The following is a 16565-nucleotide window of genomic DNA, read 5'->3' as shown; positions in this document are numbered from 1 at the left end:
GATTCTTGCGAAGATGGACCCCCACCCTAACCCTCCCCACAAGGGGGAGGGAACGCTGCCGCGCGCCTGTACTTTCCCTTTGGCGCCGAAAGACAGGCAATTTGCCGGGGTCAGCGCCAGCGGAAGTCTCCCTCCCCCCCGTGCCATCCGGCAAGGGTTCGCACCTCGGCTTCAATGCTGTATCCAGCTCCGAACTCAAGGAGCCTTCGATGACCTCACACCTCGACATCCCCGGCATGGCGGCCGATGACGAGCGCGCCGGCGACGACGACACCACGTGGCAGGGCGATGTTCGCGCGGGCGTGCGGCAGGTGCGCGACCTGGATTCCCTGCCGCTGTCGCCAGCCGAGCGCGCCGCGGCTCAAGCCGCGGCCACGCGCCACAAGGTTCGCATCCCAAAAGCCTATCTCGACCTGATCGACTGGAGCGACTCCACCGACCCGATCCGGCTTCAGGTCATCCCTTCGCCCGAAGAACTGGCTGAGCAGGAAGGCGAGCTCGACGATCCGATCGCCGACCACGCCTTCAGCCCGGTGCCGCGATTGACGCATCGCCACGCCGACCGGGTTCTGCTGTTCCCGACCTATCAATGCGCGGTCTATTGCCGGTTCTGCTTTCGCAAGGAATCCCTCACCTCGATCGGCCGGGGTTTTTCACGCGAGGCGCTGGAGCCGGCCTTTGCCTATATCGAGGAACACCCCGAAATCCGCGAGGTGATCCTGACCGGCGGCGACCCGCTGTCGCTGCCGGACAGGGCGCTGGCGGAAATCCGCGCCCGCATCGAGGCGGTTGCGCATGTGCGGCTCTTACGCATCCACACGCGTGTGCCCGTCGCGCTGCCCTCGCGCGTCACATCGGGGCTGGTTCGCTCCCTGCAGGGCCGTCTGATGGTCACGGTCGTCACCCATTTCAACCACGCGCGGGAGATCACGCCGGCCACCGAAGCGGCCTGCCGGACTTTAAGACAAGGCGGCTTCGTGCTGCTGAATCAGAGCGTTCTGCTGAAAGGCGTCAACGACACGGTCGAGGTGCTGGAGGAGCTGTGCCGGGAGCTGATGTACCGTCTCGGCGTCAAACCCTATTACCTGCACCACGGCGACCTCGCACGCGGCATGGCGCATCGGCGCACCACTATTCACCAGGGACAGGCGCTGGTCAGCGCCTTGCGCGCGCGCCTGTCGGGAATCTGCAATCCCGTCTATGTGCTGGACCTGCCGGACGGCGGCGGCAAAGTGCCGCTCGGCCCGTGCTATATCGAGGCGCAGGACGGCGAGACGTGGCGGATTCGCGGGCAGGATGGCGAGCTGAGGACCTATACGGAGCTTGTCGGCGACGTTTAAAAGCTTGGTTCCTCGCCCCGCGAAGCGGGCAGGGCATCGCATATCAGAACTGTCCCCTCATCCGGCCGCGGAGCCTGTCCTCGGGCTTGCCGCAGGCAAGACCCGTGGGCGGCCACCTTCTCCCCGGCGGGGAGAAGAGAGAAGCGTCAGCACTCGCTCCTCTCCCCTTGGGGAGAGGTCGGATTGTCCCGAATTGCCCTTCGCAATTCGGTTGGCAATCCGGGTGAGGGGGCCATTTGCGATAGCCCTGCCGTGAAGCGGCGGACAGGTGGCTCGGCGAAGCGGCCGGAGAGGGGCCTTCCTCGAGCGCGAAGCTCCAACTGCCGCGCCGGGTTGGAACCGGATCCAATGCCTCGCATTTTAGAGATGACGGGGCAAAGGAGCGCGGCGTGAAAGCTTTATCGGCGGTACTTGGCGGCTTCGTGCTGACGCTGGCGGTTTTCGCCAGCGGGTTGGCGTTCGCCGTATGGATTCTTTCCGCCGAGCCGGTGCGGCAGGCCGCCCCGACCTCCAGCGTTGCCGAACTGTGGCCCAGGGAGCCGCGGAAGGTGGACCCTGCTTCGCAGCGTCTTGAGCGCCTTCCCGCCCGCGAGGTCCCGAAGGTCCCGGTTGACCGCACCTCGAAACCTGCCGATGCCGCAGCTTCGGCGGGCGCCGTTACCGGCGCCATCAAGCCGGCAACGGACGAGCAGCAGGCGGTGCCCGCCGCCCATGTGGAATGGTGCGCAAGCCGCTACCGCTCCTACAGGCCAAGCGACGACCACTACACATCCTACAGCGGAGAGCAGCGTCCCTGCATCTCGCCCTATCTCGACGCCGGCGCGGCCGACCACGCCGCACAGCCTCCCGACGATGGCGCCGGCTATGTCGAGGCGACCGACACTTGGCCAATGGATGGCGACGTCCCGTCGGATGAGGGCGCATCGTATTGGGACGCCGCCCAGCTTCCGCCCGACCACGTGGACTATTGCTTCAGCCGCTACCGCTCCTATCGACCGGAAGACAACAGCTACCAGCCCTACTCCGGCGGCCCGCGCAGGCAGTGCGAGTAGGCGGGGGCGGGTGGCGGGCTGGCGGCCGCAGTGCATGGCGCCTTGTGCGACCCCGATCACGCAGATTTCTTGGATCGTTCGGGTTGGCGTTGCGTTCATCCGATACCCAAAGGAGGAATCAACATGAACGACGACCAGGAAGACAAGATTCGTGAGCGCGCATACCAGATCTGGGAACGCGAAGGTGGGATCCATGGCGATCCCGAGCGGCACTGGCACCGGGCCGAGGCCGAGATCGACAGGGAGGCAGCCCTGCCGCTGACGGCAGGCGATGCCCTGCCGGAAACCCGCGAGGTCGCGAGCTCCGACATCTTGACGGTGGAGGCCCTGGCGGCGCGCACCGGCATATCGGGCGAACAGGCGCAGGAGCTGATCGACAGGCTGGGCAACGACCGGGCGGCGATCGAACAAGCCGCGCGCAATCTCAAGGGGAAGCAGCGGCTCGGGGAGTGACAGATGATCAGAAAACTCAAAGACGGAAAATACCGCCTCTATTCGCGCAAGAAGGACGAAAAGACCGGCAAGCGCCGCAATCTCGGGACGTTTGACACCCGCGAGGCTGCCGAGAAGCACGAACGCGAGGTGCAGTATTTCAAGAGGCATTGAGGGGGGCGTGCCGTCGCTTGCCAGGCAGCGGCGCCGGATGCCTGCCGGAACCTGAGCCTGCGAAGTCGGCGGCCACGCATCTCTGCTCCGGACAGTGTTCGAGAACATGGTGCGTCCACCAAGCCTTAGTCCGGAAGCAGGTAGCGACGCCCATGGCGGTCGCCCGCGGATTTTAGCACGGTACGCAAATTGTTCAGAACCGTACCTGATGCACCTCGCGCAAGCGACATCAAACTTTCAGTGACGAAGCGTTCGCTTGCGACGTGGCCAAGCGGACTATTGTACTTTCTAAATGCATCACCGCGCCGCTCCCTACGATGGCGCCAGCTATGTCGAGGCGAGCGACACGTTGCCAATGGATGGCGACGTTCCGCCGGGTGAAACCGGCGCCGCCCAGCTTTCGCCCGACCACGTGCAATATTGCTTCAGCCGCTACCGCTCGTATCGGCCGGAAGACAACAGCTACCAACCCTATTCCGGCGGCCCGCGCAGGCAGTGCGAGTAGGCAGGCGCCTCGCGCGCCTGTCGGGCATAGGCAAACTACGTGCTGGACTTGCCGGAAGGCGGAGGGAAGGCGCCGCTCGGGCCGTGCTATGTCGAGGCGCGGGACGGTGAGGCGTGGCGGATTCGCGAGATCGAGAAGAAATGCCTCGGTTAAGGACTGTCTTTATTCAAGCCACGGCATGCAGAGAAATCGGATATCCGTGAACGGCCTGTTTTGACCCTGATCGGACCTTTCGGGACCATTTTCGGAAGCAGACATCTCCTTTGACCGCGCTGTACTTGGCGTCGCGACGAGCCTCCGAGCACATCTCAGCAACGCGGTCAAAGGTTGTGGGTTGTTAAATGTTTACAGCTTTGCGCATCACCTCGCTTTCGTGGCTCTAGATCTCGTGCAGGCAATCCTGAGTCAGCCGAGCGTTGGCTGCCACCGGCCCTGCCACCGAGACTATGTTGCCATCCGCCTCGTTTCGTGGCCGCCTTCTCGCAGCCGGATTCAGGCCGCGTGCTTGGAACTAATGACGGGCGAGACTGTTCAGCTGTGACTTTGGCATGACGCTGACGTGCCCTCCTGGCTGGGTAAGCCTCGATCTTGAGGAGACTCGCATCATGAAGATTTCGTTCAGATTTCGTTCAGTCGCGGCTGCGGTTGTCGCTGCAGCAGGAATCAGCTTTGCCGGCTCCGCGCATGCCGACAGCGGTACGATCCGCTTCTCAGTCTACAAGGCTGCCTTCTTTGTGGGTGGCTCTGGAGGCGAGGGCACGCTGACCTTCCATGGTCGCCGCTATCCCATCTCTGTCGGCGGCATCTCGGGCGGCCTCGCCTTCGGGGCTTCTAAGACCTATTTCCATGGTACCGTGCGCCACATTCGCCGCGTCCAAGATGTGACGGGGGTCTACGGTGCGGCGGGCGGTGGCGGCGCGTTCGGCAAAGGGGCCCAGGTGATCGTCATGACCAATGACAAGGGCGCCCAACTCGAACTCTCAGGCAAGCAGGTAGGCCTGCAAGTCAACGCCGATCTCAGCGGTATTGCCATCACGGTGAAGTAGGGGCCGTCGCTCCGTTCGTCGTCCCTGCAGTCGGCCCACTACGCTGAATACAAAGGGTCGGCTTTCAGCGCTACCATCTAGGAAGCGGCCATTCCACTGTCGGCCCCAATCGAGACGCTCGGGTAATACGCGCCAAGCGTCCGCTCGTGGCGCGACCGAGCCGGCCGGCGCATCGGCTCGGATTGTACCGCAACGGAGCGTTCTACGTCGCGATCGGGTGGAATGTCGACGTTCAGGTTGGATTACCCGCGGGCTCTACGCCGATAACATTCTGCTCCGCGTCCGTCGTGAACGTTCCCTTCGATTGATCCAATATTACAAGCACGTTGCCGAAAGGGTCACATACACGGGCGCATCGTCCGATCGCGATGTCGAACGGCGGTTCCACTGTCGTTCCGCCCGCTGCCAAAAATTCTCGAAATGCCGCGTCCACATCATCAACCAGAATATCAGTCTCTGGACCAATACGAAGATGAACTACTAGTTCTGCATCTGCTTCAGGCAACGCGAAGCCGGCAGCTTCCGCGTCCCGCCAGATGAGGGCATGGCCGAGCCGATCCCGATAAAAGGATATGGCTTCGTCAAGATCGCTCACATGCAGTAGATAGTTGTCGAGTTTTCGGAACAACGGTCTTTTGGCGGCCTCGTAAGCCATTGCGGGACCTCGCGCAGTATCACGGGCTCACATCAGTGCCCAAGATTATGGTTCCGCGACGAGTTCCGCAACGGCTCGGCTCAGCGTCGGCTCCAGCTGATGCCAGCTTGCAACAGCTCTTTGTATCGCGGGAACGGCAGCTATGGGGTCGATTCCGGGCCTAGCGCGAACGTCCGGTTCGGAGATTCGTCATGAACGACCGGAAGTGGCGCTAAGCCGACCTTCGAACGGCACGATTGAACACGCGTCCTGCTGCCCTCATCTCTGGGCGCTTAGCGCGTCGCTCGGCGTGGTGACGACAGGGCATCAAGCCGCTCCTGCAGATGCCCATTCAGCACGATCATTTTCTTGAGCGCCTTCACCGCATCGCCCTTGTGCTGGGCGATGAAATTGTCGGTGACTGCCTGAAGGGCGGCCTCCTGGCGGCTGTCCAGCGTCACGATGTGGTGCATGGCGATGCCTCCGACAGTTCCTGTTCAAATTGAACAAAACGGGAACAAAAATGTCAAGGGTGAATTGACTCCGCGAGGAATGCCTTCCTATTTTCAGTAGGTGGGGCCGGTTGCTCACAAACTGGGGAGAGCCGCGATGGGCAGACGAAAAAGCCGGTTTGACAGGCTGTCAGCGAGGCATGCGGAGGCGATCATCAGGGATGCTCTCAGCCTGCGCAGGACGGTGCTTTCGTCGCAACTGCATCTGAAAGCGCATGGCGAGCTGTTTTGGCAGCTGTGCGGGCTTGTCGACAAATTGCATGAGGTGTTGGGCAGCGTAGCGGAGAAGGAGCTCGATTTCCGGGTGCCGGATCTTGGCCTGCTTCCGCTTCCCGAGGACTATTTGACTCGGAAATGAGCCATGGCCGGGCCGATGGACAGCGTTGGACGTGCCGCGAAGGCCAACATGCTGCTGATCGTGGAGTGCGGCCACTGCTACCATGTCGGACGTTTCAGGGCGAACGACGTGGCCAAGTTGGTGGGCTGGAACAAGCCGCTGGAGACCATCCGGTTCAAGTGCAAGCGGTGCAGCCGGACGAACACGACGGTGAAGACCCAGTTCATCGACCAGGACCATCCGCCGAAGGGCTACATCTGGGTGCTGCAGAAGTTCAAGCTTTAGAACAGCGAACCCTGTACCGGCGCCTGTGGCGCCTGCGGCGGAAACTTTATCTGCGTCGCCGGCTTGTCGACGATCACCAGCGCGTCGTCGGGTGCCGTGCGCTGCAGGTGCCTGGCCTCCGACCACGGCGCGGTCAGCCAGGTCTCGGTTTCCTCCTGGGTTGTCAGGATGACGGGCATGGCCTTCTCATGGATCGGCGCGATCAGCGCGTTTGGCCTGGTGGTCAGAAAACCGTAGAGCTCGAACTCGCCGGGGCCGTCCTTGACCTTGCGCACGCCTTGCCAGCGCGTCCACAGGCCGGCGAAGAAGAACAGCGGCCGCTCCTCGTTCAGCGCGAACCAGTAGTTTTTCTGGATACCGGTATCCGGATCCTTGTCGCCGGGCGTCGGACTCGGCTCGGCAAAACTGGTGAGCGGCACCACGCAGCGGTTCTCGACGCCGAGATATTGCTGCCAGTGGCCGTATTGCGGGTTACGGATGTTGGTGGTGCCATAGTCGGCCTTGCCCTTCACCCGCTCAATCGGCGTCGGCATGCCCCACAGCAGGTTGGCCAGTTCCCGCTCACCGTCCGGCGCATTGCGCACCACCGGGCCGGGCTGGTTGGGGTAGATGTCGATGGAGGGCTCGAGATTGCCGAGACTATCGCGCAAGGCGCGGGTCCACTGGCGGATCGCCTCCTGGCTGGTGGTGATGTTGTAGAGGTTGCACATATCGAGCCCCGGGGGATGTTCAGGCATCTTGTGGGAAAGGGCAGGTAATTTCCAGCGCTGTCCGGCTGGCTGCTGACACGCTACCCCGCCACCACCACAGCGCGCGATCACCGCCGCCACCCCGGCGGAAGGACACCTACCGTGCGCAGCGGCGAACCCGCGGGCTCCGCTTACGCAACGGACGCCGACTGTGCGCGTTCTACCCATTAGGAGGAGCATAGCGATGTGACGGCTGGTCTCATGCGCTTATAATCGGAGGCAAATCATGATGTCTAAATTCAAAGAAGCCCTTGAGCGCGGGAAGGAAGCCCGTGAGCAAGAGGGGAAGGTCCGCAATGAGAAGGCCGAGGGAGGTGTGGTGGACTTCGGCGCGCAAGCCAGGGCCTGGCTAAACGACGTCGTTGTTGCCTCGTTGGAAGCGGCCAAGGCTGAGGTGGCGGGCGAGGTGACTGTCGACATGGACACCGCGCCACGCCGCCAAGCCAAAGCGTCAACACCATCCATTCGGTTCAAAGTCTATGGGAAGCGAGGAATGGAGAAGGAGCCAGTCGGAAGAACGTTCACGGTCAACGTTCAGCTGAGTGGGCAAGTGTCAGTCTCTTCGCCCGGGATGGTGGCGAGAGACGTGGGAAACATAGGGGATAGGACTGACGAGCGGTTCTCTGCCTTGCTTGCAGAACTGATCGAGGACGCAGCGAAGGGCACTTAGCCAGCAAGGTGTCGAGGAAGGGCAGGAATTCCAGCGCTGTCCGCTCGGCTGCTGACACCGTCGAGCCTGTCAGTAAATGGCTTCCTAATGTCGCGAACACCCCCTCCGTTAACCTTTCGTTAACCATGGCTGGCTAGCGTTTACCTATCAGTAAGGAATCGCTGTCCGTGACCTTCGCCGCCCCCGTCGAGACCAAATCCATTCGTTTTCGCGCCCGCTCCTTTGTCGCCTTCACGCTCACCCCGGAGGCGCCGCTTTCGGAGTGGCTGGAGAGCCTCGATCGCTGGATCGGCAATTCTCCCGGCTATTTCGCCGGCCGGCCGGTAGTGCTTAACCTCAACACGCTGAAGCCTGAGGTCCGTCAGATCGAAGCGCTGGTCGCCGAGCTTGGCCTGCGAGGCATCCGCATTTATGCCATCGAGCTCGACGGCAGCACGGCGCTTGAGGCCAATCTGCCGCCGGTGCTGATCGGCGCGAAGGAGGCCACTGCCGGGCTGCTGATGCAGGCCGACGCCAAGGTCAGGCCAGAAGATGCGGGCAAGGCAGAAGAAGGCAAGGCGGAACAGGGCAAGCAGCCAGAAGACAGGCAGCCGGACGCGCCGGCCACACTGATGGTCAAGACGCCGATCCGCTCGGGCCAGTCGGTCTTTCATGCGCATGGCGACGTCATCGTGCTCGGCTCCGTCGCCTCCGGTTCCGAGATCGTCGCCGCCGGCTCCATCCATGTCTACGGCACGCTGCGCGGGCGGGCGTCGGCCGGCGTGCTCGGCCATTCGGCGGCGCGCATCTTCTGCCGCAAAAACGAGGCCGAGCTGCTGTCGGTCGACGGCTGGTATTGCACCGCCGAGGAGATGGAGCCGTCCTTGCGTGGAAAAGCCGTCCAGGCATTTCTCGAAAAAGACACGCTGCGCATCGCGCCGTTCAGCTAATGCAGTCGCCCGAAAGTACGCAGCGGTTTTTGAATAAAAACAAAGACTTAAGCGCATCGCATAATTCAGACGCTTAACAATACCAACAATAATGGAGGCATAGATGGGCAAGGTAGTGGTGGTCACCTCCGGCAAGGGGGGCGTCGGCAAGACGACCTCGACGGCCGCCCTTGGCGCTGCGGTCGCGAGAACCGGCAAGAAGGTGGCTCTGGTCGACTTCGACGTCGGCTTAAGGAATCTCGATCTGATCATGGGCGCCGAGCGGCGGGTGGTGTTCGATCTGGTCAACGTCATCCAGGGAACGGCCAAGCTCTCGCAGGCGCTGATCCGCGACAAGCGGGTCGAGACGCTGTTCCTGCTGCCGGCCTCGCAGACGCGCGACAAGGATGCGCTGACCGAGGAGGGCGTCGGCGAGGTGATCGACAAGCTGCGCTCGGTGTTCGACTACGTCTTCTGCGACAGCCCGGCCGGCATCGAGCGCGGCGCGCAGCTCGCCATGCGCTTTGCCGACGAGGCGGTCATCGTCACCAACCCGGAAGTCAGCTCGGTGCGCGATTCCGATCGCATCATCGGCCTGCTCGATGCCAGGACCGTCAAGGCCGAGCGGGGCGAGCAGATCGCCAAGCACGTGCTGGTGACGCGCTATGATGCGGCGCGCGCGGCACGCGGCGAAATGCTCTCGATCGACGACGTTCTGGAGATCCTGTCGACGCCGCTCCTGGGGATCATTCCCGAGAGCCAGGACGTGCTCAAGGCCTCCAACCTCGGTTCGCCGGTGACGCTCAGCGATCCCACCAATTCCGCCGCCCGCGCCTATATCGAGGCGGCCAAACGGCTCGAGGGCGAGGACCTGCCGGTCGTCGTGCCGTTCGAGCGCAAGGGCTTTCTCGACCGGCTTTTTGGAAGGAGGGCAGCATGAGCCTGTTAGACCTCTTCAAGCGGCGCGGCAGCGCGCCGGTGGCGCGCGAGCGGCTGCAGGTGCTGCTCGCCTATGAGCGCCGCAACCGCAGCCAGCCCGATCTCGTCTCGGTGCTGCGCGAGGAGATCATGGCCGTCATCGCCAAGCATGTGCAAATCGACCAGGATTTTCTCCAGGTCTCGATGGATCGCGGCGAGACGATGTCGACGCTGGAAATCGACATCCAGATCCCCAACAAGAGCGCAAGGCCGCTGGCCATGTCGGCCTGAGCGGCAGTGTTGCGGCCAGAGAAGCGCCGGAAACTGGCTCCATGAGTTGAGCGCGGCTGGCCAGCGCTGGTGGGTTTTACCCAGGGCAATCCCTTCCGCTTTGCGCTGCCCCTCATCTGCCTGCCGGCATCTTCTCCCCGTCACTATACGGGGAGAAATGCCCGGCAGGGCAATGAGGGGCGGCGCCGACATCGACAGTGGTCATCCCAACACCCGGTTTGTCTGAAGCGATTGCCTGGCGTGATCTCCTGGCCACTACCCCAGCCACCACAAAACCCCGCCCAGCACCGCCACCACTCCGGCGATCGACAGCCCGAGAATGATGTAGGATCCCTTGATGACGTCGCGGATCACCTTCTTGACGCTTGAGCGGTCATTGAGGTTCGGGAACGGCTCCTGCGGTTCCGCCACGCCGAGAAAGCGGCACAGCGGCCCCCAGCCTTCGGTCACCGTGAACACCAGCAGCTTTTCCGGCGGCACGGCTGCCTTCACCTCCTCGGTGTAGGCGTTGTAGCGTGCGATCGCCCGCTCGCGGTCGTCCATCACGCCGGCCAGCAGGCGGCCCCAGATCAGCTTGCGCGACATGTCGCCGAATTTTCGGCCGAACGGCGTCAGCCACTCCAAAATCTTGAACTGCCAGAGATTCTCGGTGAAGTAGATCGTGTCGATCGTGCTGTCGTACCAGCCTTCGGCGCCGCGCTCGGGTGAAGCGTCAGCAGCACCTTGGCGTCAGGGTATTCGGCCAGCAGCTCCCGCCACACGCAGCAGCCGGGATTGTCGACCGTCGCCGTGTAGTTGGCAAACACCCGGTCCCAGTCGAGCGGCGTGCCGGGCTTGCTGTTCGCTACCTTGCGCCAGAAGTCGAGGTGGCCCTTGTTGGCCTTGTTGAGGATCACTTCCTGCATGTGATAGCAGGGAAGGCCGAGCCTGTTCAGCGCGGCAAAGGTCGACCATGTGCCCGTGCGTCCGAACCCCGCGCCGATTACCTTGAGCGCCATGCATTCTCCCTGGACTGATCTTCTTGTTTTATCGCAGTCCGCAGCGCCTACGTTGCGCCCCGAGCGCCCGGCACGCAACAAATTTCCGTCGTGCCTTCCCTCACCAGATCAGCTCTTTTGAATGGACAGCATCAGCCACGAAGCGTCTCAACCATAGGATGCATTAATCATGCACACACTTCTGATCCATTTGCCACTTGCGCAACCATTGAAAGGGTGAAAACGTTGGTGTGGGGTAAATGGGCAAGGGTGGTCGTCGCGGCTGTTAGAAGCTCCGGGACGGCCGTGAAAAACGATGAATTTTCCACAGTTCCTGGTGGGGATGGCCACCGCGTCACTCGTCGTGGCGCTCTCGACTTTTTTGGCAACGGGTTCGATCTGGAAGGCGCTGGGCTGGACGGTTCTTACCTTGATCGTTTCGCAGGTTGGATATTTTGTGTTGGTCATCCGGCTGATCTATGGAACCGGGCGAAAGACACACAGGTAATCCGCGACCCGCGAGTGCTGGACCATTGAGACGGTCTGCGGTTTCGAGATCCAGGTCAGGCCAGCACCAATATCAACATGCCTAGACCATAATGTTTATAAGATAGACAGCATGGTCTAAGCCGTTTGAAAGCGGACTTGTTCGGTTCTGGGAATGTGCATTGGACGTTCCGTTACTTTAGCCAACCAGTATATATTTGCGGATACATATGCCTGGATTGGGCAGCGCGGAAGCCTGCCTGCGGCTTGTGCAATCCTGAACTCCCAAGTGCTTCCTGCCTCTATCGATGCTGCTCGGTTGAGGCTAAGGTTTGTTGAGATTCAGGCTGACCGTAGGGGCCAGCACTGGATCGCTGCACTTCTCGGTCACCGTAACGGCATGGATCCTAGGTCTGCGCTCCGCTTCGCGTTCGCTTCGCCCCAGGATGACGAACGGGGAGTGTCGTTTCAGCCAATCCTAGAGGTTTGCGCTTGGCATCAACCGCCACCGCTACGCGGCGACGCAATTGCCAATTTTCACCATCAGCGATTGGCCTCAAGCCACCATGCCTTCGTCATCCTAGGGCGGAGCAGGAGCGAAGCGACGTGGCGGAGACCCTAGGATCCATGCCGTTACAGTGGTCGAGTTGAACAGCAGCGCAGCAAGTGACCGTCCCTCCGGACGCCGGAACCCTCCGGCGCCACGCGTCATCTGCTCAGCTCACTCCGCCGCCAGCTTGTCCTGCGTCTTGGTGTCGAAGTCGCTGGCGTCGTGGCGCTCGTGCAGTTGCATCGCGGGCTCGCCGAAGGTGCGGTTGACCATGCGCCCGCGCTGCACCGCCGGCCGCGCGTCGATCGCGTCGGCCCAGCGCTGCACGTGTCTGTACTCCGTGACCGACAGGAACTCGCCGGCATCGTTATACATGCGGCCCTTGGCCAGCCCGCCATACCAGGGCCACACGGCGATATCGGCAATCGTGTAGGCGTCGCCGCCGAGATATTCGCTTTCAGCGAGGCGCCGGTCGAGCACGTCCATCTGGCGCTTGGTCTCCATGGCGAAGCGGTCGATGGCATATTCGATCTTTTCCGGCGCATAGGTATAGAAATGGCCGAAGCCGCCGCCGAGATAGGGCGCCGAGCCCATCTGCCAGAACAGCCACGACAGGGTTTCTGCGCGCGCCGGCTGCTCGGCCGGCAGGAATTCGCCGAATTTTTCGGCCAGATGCACCAGGATCGAGCCGGATTCGAAGACGCGGATCGGCTTTGGCCCGCTGCGGTCCATCAGCGCCGGGATCTTGGAGTTGGGGTTGACCTCGACGAAGCCGCTGCCGAACTGGTCGCCGTCGTTGATCCTGATCAGCCAGGCGTCATATTCGGCGCCTTTGTGGCCGAGCGCCAAGAGCTCCTCCAGCATGATCGTCACCTTGACGCCGTTCGGTGTCGCCTGCGAGTAAAGCTGCAGCGGATGCTTGCCGACCGGCAACTCCCTGTCATGCGTCGGGCCCGCGATCGGCCGGTTGATGCGGGCGAAGGCGCCGCCATTTTCCTTGTTCCAGGTCCATACTTTCGGCGGTGTGTATTGGTTCATCTCGGGAGGCCTTGTGATGTGAGCGGGGAGGGTCAGCTTGCGCATGGAAGCGGGAGATTCGTCGGGCAGGTTCATCTACACATAGATATAGGTAGTTCGGGCAGCAGGAAGTTCAACTTATATTGAACTATTGTCGAGGCCGCATGCCGATTCTCCCAGGGGAGAAGGGCTCACCGATGCCCTTGCGCCTCGTCACGTGCGCCATACCTATAGGCATATCGGGCCTTTGCCGGCCCACGCATCGCTTACCGGGATTGAGAGCATGACCATCGATACGATTTTGCGGTCCATCGTGGCGGTGCGCGCCTCGATCCCGGACGATGCCTTCACCGCCAATGCGCTGGGCACGAGCCGGGAAGGCAGCGGCGTGGTCATTCGCGATAACGGGCTGGTGCTCACCATCGGCTATCTCATCACCGAGGCGGAAGAAGTCTGGCTGACCGACCACAACGGGCGCGTGGTTCCCGCGCACGCGCTCGCCTACGACCAGGAATCGGGCTTCGGCCTGGTGCAGGCGCTGGCGCCGCTCGGCCTGCCTGCGGTGGCCTTTGGCGACGCGGCCAGGGCGATGGCCGGCGACCCGGTGGTGCTCGCCGACGGCATCGGCCAGGCGGTCAGCGCGCATATCGTCACCAAGCAGGAATTCGCCGGCTATTGGGAGTATCTCCTGGACGAAGCGATCTTCACCGCGCCCGCCCATCCGTCATGGGGAGGTGCGGCACTTATCGGGCAGGATGGCAGGCTGCTCGGCATCGGTTCGCTGCGCCTGCAGATGAGCCGCGCCGGCGAGATCGCCGATATCAACATGGTGGTGCCGATCGACCTTCTGCCGCCCATTCTCGACGATCTCCTGACACGCGGCCAGGTTGCCAAGCCACCGCGCCCATGGCTCGGAGCCTTCTCCGCCGAAAGCAATGGCGAGGTTGTGGTGATGAGCGTCGCCGAAGGCAGCCCGGCCGCCGAAGCCGGCCTGCGCCAGGGCGACATCATCTCGGATGTCCGCGACGGCGAAGTCGACGGGCTCGCCGATTTCTACCGCAAGTTGTGGCAGAACCCGGCGGGCGCCGAGATCCCGTTGCGGGTTGTGCGCGACGGCCGCGAAACCTGGCTGCGCGTCAAGTCGGCCGATCGCAACAGCTTTCTCAAGAAGCCGCAGCTGCAGTGAAGCAGTCGATTCGGGTCACCTGATGCATCCAAGACTGCTCAAGACATTCCTCGCGGTTGCGCGGTGTCGAAACATCACCCGTGCGGCCGAGGAGATCCACCTCGCGCAATCGAGCGTGAGCGATCAGATCCAGACGCTTGAAACCGAGCTTGCCACGGCCCTGTTCACGCGGTCGAGGCAAGGCCTGCAACTGACGCTGGCAGGCGACACGCTGAAGCCCTACGCCGAAGAGATTCTGATGCTGGCCGAAGAGGCACGGGCTGCCGTGGACGCCAGTGCCGGACACGCTGCCGGATCAATGACGATCGGCGCGCTGGAGACGATCGCCTCGGCGAAGCTTGCGCAATGGCTTCCGGATTTCCAGGCCTCACATCCCGACATCAATCTTCGGCTGAAGGTCGCGGGCAGCGGCGATCTGCTGCGGAAGCTGGAAGACGACGAGATCGATGTCGCCTTCTGCTTCGACAGGGATGGTTTCGAGAAGGGCGCCCTCGACGAACGCCTCGCCAGGCGGACTATTTCGGTGGAACCATTGATCCTTGTCGTCCCACCGGGGGAGGCAGCGATGAGAGGCGACCTTGCGGCACTCGGCAGCATGCGCTTCGTGGTCACCGAAGCTGGATGCGTCTATCGCCACCTGTTCGACAAGGCTTTTGCCGAGGCAGGCCTTGCATCGCCAAAGCTTGCCGCCGAAGTCGGCAGCATCGACACGATCGCGCGCCTGGTGTCGGCTGGTGCTGGCCTTGGTCTGGTTCCTCGTCTGGCGGTGGTCGACGCGCTCGATCGTGGCGAGATCATCGAAATGCCCTGGCCGGGTGCGGTCCGGACGGCATGCCTCGTCATGATCTGGCGCCGCAGGCGGGTCCAGCCACCAGCGTTGAAACTGCTGCTGGCGGCCGCGGGCGACAAATTCGCGCCGATCAGACCAGCCGGTGCCCACCCTCGACATGCAGTGTCGTCCCTGTCGTGAAAGCGTTGCCTATCAAAAAGCAGATAGCGTCGGCGATATCGTCCGGTTGTCCGACCCGCCCAACCGGCAGCCGGTCTGCCATCGCACTCAGCGTGTCATCCTTCTTGTCGCCGGCAACGAAATTCCAGATCGGCGTGTCGACCCAGCCAGGCGACACCGCGTTGACCCGGATGGGCGCCAGTTCGATGGCGAGCGCCCGCACGAGCCCCTCCAGCGCCGCGTTGACGGCGGCGACGACCGAGCCTCGCGCCGCCGGCCGGTAGGCCGCAATGCCGGACGTGAAGGTGAGGGAGCCCGTGGCTGAGAGCATCGGCGCGCCATGTTTGGCCAAGAGCAACGGCCCGTAGAACTTGCTTTCAACGACCCTCTGGGCCGCCTTCAGCTCGAGCGCGGGCAACAGCTCATAGGCGCCTTCGATATCGGCTGCGGTGCTGACGATATGGTCGAGCCGGCCGATCCGTCTGAACAAAGCGGCGACCTGGTCCTCCCTGGCGATATCGACCGCGACGGTGTTCAGCGCGGCAGGGTTGCCCAACTCCTCGCGGGCGCACTTCAGCCGGTCCTCATTGCGCCCGGCGATGACGACCTTGGCGCCAGCCGCGAGACACCGCCTTGCCAGCGCCAGACCCATTCCCGAGCTGCCGCCGACGACCAGAACTTTGCTGTTTGTCATATCCGCCATCCTTCGTTTCCACAGACGACCACTTCGGCGGGTAAGTCGCAGGCCTGGGCTCGAAGTGGAAACGGAAGAAATCGATAGTGCCATCGGAAAATCCGATGCACGACGGGACGCTGCCTCACTCGCCGCAGGCGCTGAAGCCGGTTCCGGGGTTCCACTCCGCGAAGGGGATGATTTTCCCTTCGACAGACACCGTCGCGTGCTCGGTGGTGCCGTCCGGCCGCATCTTGCTGCTTTTGCCCTTGCCGGTCAAAACATTGTAGTCGCAGTCACTTGCGACATTGTCCTCAAGGTAGTCGTGATAGTCATAGGCAAAGCCGGCGACGATGAAGGCGCCGTCGCGGTAAGTGAGCGTCAGCGTCTGGTTGGTCCGCTTGCTGCCGACCGGCATTGCCGGCAGATACAGTTTGATCGAGCCGTTGGGCAGTGCGGTCAGCTCCGGCTCGGTGTCGGAAGCCTCGTAGCCCGGCCTGTCGTAACCGTTCCACTCCCCGTAGATCTGCTCACGCACGATGCCGGCAGGTTTGAGAAAATTGGCCTCGCGGTCCCTGAGGAAGAAGTACATGTCCATCGGGTCGCTGGGCTTGGTCTCGACGATCATCACCAGATCGACGGCGCCGTCGCCATTCCAGTCGCCGGTCAGCGCGGTGATGACCTTCTGGGTTTCGATCGGTTCCGCCAGGGCCATGGTTGGCGCCAGCAGCATCAGGCCGAACATCATTGCTCGCATGGCAATATCCCCCAGTTGACGCCCGCCGTGTCTAGAGCGGGACCGTCGCCGGGTTATTACATCACGATGCGAAGGTCCGCCATGGGCGCCGCGGGACAGCGACGCTGCCAATCTCCC

The 16565-nt window shown here is 62.7% G+C and carries 22 protein-coding genes and 1 pseudogene; 15 read left to right on the top strand and 8 right to left on the bottom strand.

Annotation, left to right across the window (positions count from 1 at the left end):
• The first annotated feature begins 209 nt into the window (after positions 1-209).
• From AC0L3I_RS18550 to AC0L3I_RS18525, 6 genes and pseudogenes are all read left to right on the top strand, one after another.
• Positions 210-1340 (top strand): KamA family radical SAM protein, encoded by a 1131-nt coding sequence (locus tag AC0L3I_RS18550; protein WP_473527840.1) that lies wholly within the window; start codon positions 210-212, stop codon positions 1338-1340.
• A gap of 389 nt (positions 1341-1729) precedes the next feature.
• Positions 1730-2392, top strand: coding sequence for a BA14K family protein (locus tag AC0L3I_RS18545; protein ID WP_473527839.1), 663 nt, complete (start codon positions 1730-1732; stop codon positions 2390-2392).
• Positions 2393-2515: 123 nt separating this feature from the next.
• Positions 2516-2845 carry a DUF2934 domain-containing protein gene (locus AC0L3I_RS18540; RefSeq protein ID WP_473527838.1) on the top strand — a complete coding sequence of 110 codons (330 nt, stop codon included), beginning with the start codon at positions 2516-2518 and terminating at the stop codon, positions 2843-2845.
• 3 nt (positions 2846-2848) lie between these two features.
• The gene (locus tag AC0L3I_RS18535) at positions 2849-2998 is read left to right on the top strand and encodes a hypothetical protein (RefSeq protein WP_023677295.1); all 150 of its coding nucleotides are present in this window, start codon (positions 2849-2851) and stop codon (positions 2996-2998) included.
• Between the two features lie 403 nt (positions 2999-3401).
• Positions 3402-3503, top strand: a pseudogene (locus AC0L3I_RS18530) (BA14K family protein); the annotation flags it as partial.
• Positions 3504-4108: 605 nt separating this feature from the next.
• Positions 4109-4549, top strand: coding sequence for a hypothetical protein (locus tag AC0L3I_RS18525; RefSeq protein WP_473527837.1), 441 nt, complete (start codon positions 4109-4111; stop codon positions 4547-4549).
• A gap of 232 nt (positions 4550-4781) precedes the next feature.
• Here the strand turns inward: AC0L3I_RS18525 and AC0L3I_RS18520 are convergent, their stop codons facing one another.
• Both AC0L3I_RS18520 and AC0L3I_RS18515 read right to left on the bottom strand, forming a co-directional pair.
• A complete protein-coding gene (locus AC0L3I_RS18520; RefSeq protein WP_473527836.1) occupies positions 4782-5204 on the bottom strand; it encodes a VOC family protein in 423 nt (140 codons plus the stop codon).
• Between the two features lie 272 nt (positions 5205-5476).
• A complete protein-coding gene (locus tag AC0L3I_RS18515; protein ID WP_473527835.1) occupies positions 5477-5656 on the bottom strand; it encodes a hypothetical protein in 180 nt (59 codons plus the stop codon).
• 136 nt (positions 5657-5792) lie between these two features.
• Between AC0L3I_RS18515 and AC0L3I_RS18510 the strand changes: the two genes are divergently transcribed.
• Both AC0L3I_RS18510 and AC0L3I_RS18505 read left to right on the top strand, forming a co-directional pair.
• Complete coding sequence (locus AC0L3I_RS18510; RefSeq protein WP_473527834.1) at positions 5793-6053, top strand: hypothetical protein; 261 nt, start codon at positions 5793-5795, stop codon at positions 6051-6053.
• Between the two features lie 3 nt (positions 6054-6056).
• The gene (locus AC0L3I_RS18505) at positions 6057-6317 is read left to right on the top strand and encodes a hypothetical protein (RefSeq protein ID WP_473527833.1); all 261 of its coding nucleotides are present in this window, start codon (positions 6057-6059) and stop codon (positions 6315-6317) included.
• On the opposite strand, the gene AC0L3I_RS18500 is transcribed toward AC0L3I_RS18505, so the two are convergent.
• The gene (locus AC0L3I_RS18500) at positions 6314-7027 is read right to left on the bottom strand and encodes an SOS response-associated peptidase (RefSeq protein ID WP_473527832.1); all 714 of its coding nucleotides are present in this window, start codon (positions 7025-7027) and stop codon (positions 6314-6316) included. The genes AC0L3I_RS18505 and AC0L3I_RS18500 overlap by 4 nt on opposite strands.
• Before the next feature lie 265 nt (positions 7028-7292).
• On the opposite strand from AC0L3I_RS18500, the gene AC0L3I_RS18495 reads away from it, so the two are divergent.
• The 4 genes from AC0L3I_RS18495 (at position 7293) to minE (ending at position 9853) form a co-directional block, all read left to right on the top strand.
• Positions 7293-7736, top strand: a complete 444-nt coding sequence (locus AC0L3I_RS18495) for a hypothetical protein (protein ID WP_473527831.1) — start codon at positions 7293-7295, stop codon at positions 7734-7736.
• A gap of 167 nt (positions 7737-7903) precedes the next feature.
• Positions 7904-8665, top strand: a complete 762-nt coding sequence (gene minC / locus AC0L3I_RS18490; protein ID WP_473527830.1) for a septum site-determining protein MinC — start codon at positions 7904-7906, stop codon at positions 8663-8665.
• Positions 8666-8768: 103 nt separating this feature from the next.
• A complete protein-coding gene (gene minD, locus AC0L3I_RS18485) occupies positions 8769-9584 on the top strand; it encodes a septum site-determining protein MinD (protein WP_095492283.1) in 816 nt (271 codons plus the stop codon).
• The gene (gene minE / locus AC0L3I_RS18480) at positions 9581-9853 is read left to right on the top strand and encodes a cell division topological specificity factor MinE (RefSeq protein WP_473527829.1); all 273 of its coding nucleotides are present in this window, start codon (positions 9581-9583) and stop codon (positions 9851-9853) included. Before minD ends, minE begins: the two co-directional genes overlap by 4 nt.
• Positions 9854-10108: 255 nt before the next feature.
• Here minE and AC0L3I_RS18475 read toward each other — a convergent pair whose 3' ends face one another.
• A complete protein-coding gene (locus tag AC0L3I_RS18475; protein ID WP_473527898.1) occupies positions 10109-10513 on the bottom strand; it encodes a sulfotransferase in 405 nt (134 codons plus the stop codon).
• Positions 10465-10851 carry a sulfotransferase family protein gene (locus AC0L3I_RS18470; RefSeq protein ID WP_473527828.1) on the bottom strand — a complete coding sequence of 129 codons (387 nt, stop codon included), beginning with the start codon at positions 10849-10851 and terminating at the stop codon, positions 10465-10467. The genes AC0L3I_RS18475 and AC0L3I_RS18470 overlap by 49 nt, the downstream gene beginning before the upstream one ends.
• A 295-nt stretch (positions 10852-11146) precedes the next feature.
• Here AC0L3I_RS18470 and AC0L3I_RS18465 point away from each other — a divergent pair, with 295 nt between their 5' ends.
• Positions 11147-11338 carry a hypothetical protein gene (locus AC0L3I_RS18465; RefSeq protein WP_473527827.1) on the top strand — a complete coding sequence of 64 codons (192 nt, stop codon included), beginning with the start codon at positions 11147-11149 and terminating at the stop codon, positions 11336-11338.
• A 699-nt stretch (positions 11339-12037) separates the two neighbouring features.
• Here the strand turns inward: AC0L3I_RS18465 and yghU are convergent.
• Positions 12038-12904 (bottom strand): glutathione-dependent disulfide-bond oxidoreductase, encoded by an 867-nt coding sequence (yghU, locus tag AC0L3I_RS18460; protein ID WP_473488214.1) that lies wholly within the window; start codon positions 12902-12904, stop codon positions 12038-12040.
• A 262-nt stretch (positions 12905-13166) separates the two neighbouring features.
• Between yghU and AC0L3I_RS18455 the strand changes: the two genes are divergently transcribed.
• Both AC0L3I_RS18455 and AC0L3I_RS18450 read left to right on the top strand, forming a co-directional pair.
• Positions 13167-14069, top strand: coding sequence for a S1C family serine protease (locus AC0L3I_RS18455; protein ID WP_095492299.1), 903 nt, complete (start codon positions 13167-13169; stop codon positions 14067-14069).
• 22 nt (positions 14070-14091) lie between these two features.
• Complete coding sequence (locus tag AC0L3I_RS18450) at positions 14092-15039, top strand: LysR family transcriptional regulator (RefSeq protein WP_473527826.1); 948 nt, start codon at positions 14092-14094, stop codon at positions 15037-15039.
• On the opposite strand, the gene AC0L3I_RS18445 is transcribed toward AC0L3I_RS18450, so the two are convergent.
• Entirely contained in the window at positions 14990-15721 is a 732-nt protein-coding gene (locus AC0L3I_RS18445) for an SDR family oxidoreductase (RefSeq protein ID WP_473488212.1), read from the bottom strand. The two genes, AC0L3I_RS18450 and AC0L3I_RS18445, sit on opposite strands and share 50 nt — an antisense overlap.
• 115 nt (positions 15722-15836) lie before the next feature.
• On the bottom strand, positions 15837-16448 hold the full coding sequence (locus AC0L3I_RS18440; protein ID WP_473488211.1) for a hypothetical protein: 612 nt from the start codon (positions 16446-16448) through the stop codon (positions 15837-15839).
• Positions 16449-16565: the final 117 nt, after the last annotated feature.

The sequence above is a fragment of the Mesorhizobium sp. WSM4840 genome, from assembly GCF_055811755.1.
The sequence above is the reverse complement of the archived record's forward strand: the minus strand, read 5'-3'. Positions and strand labels throughout refer to the sequence as shown.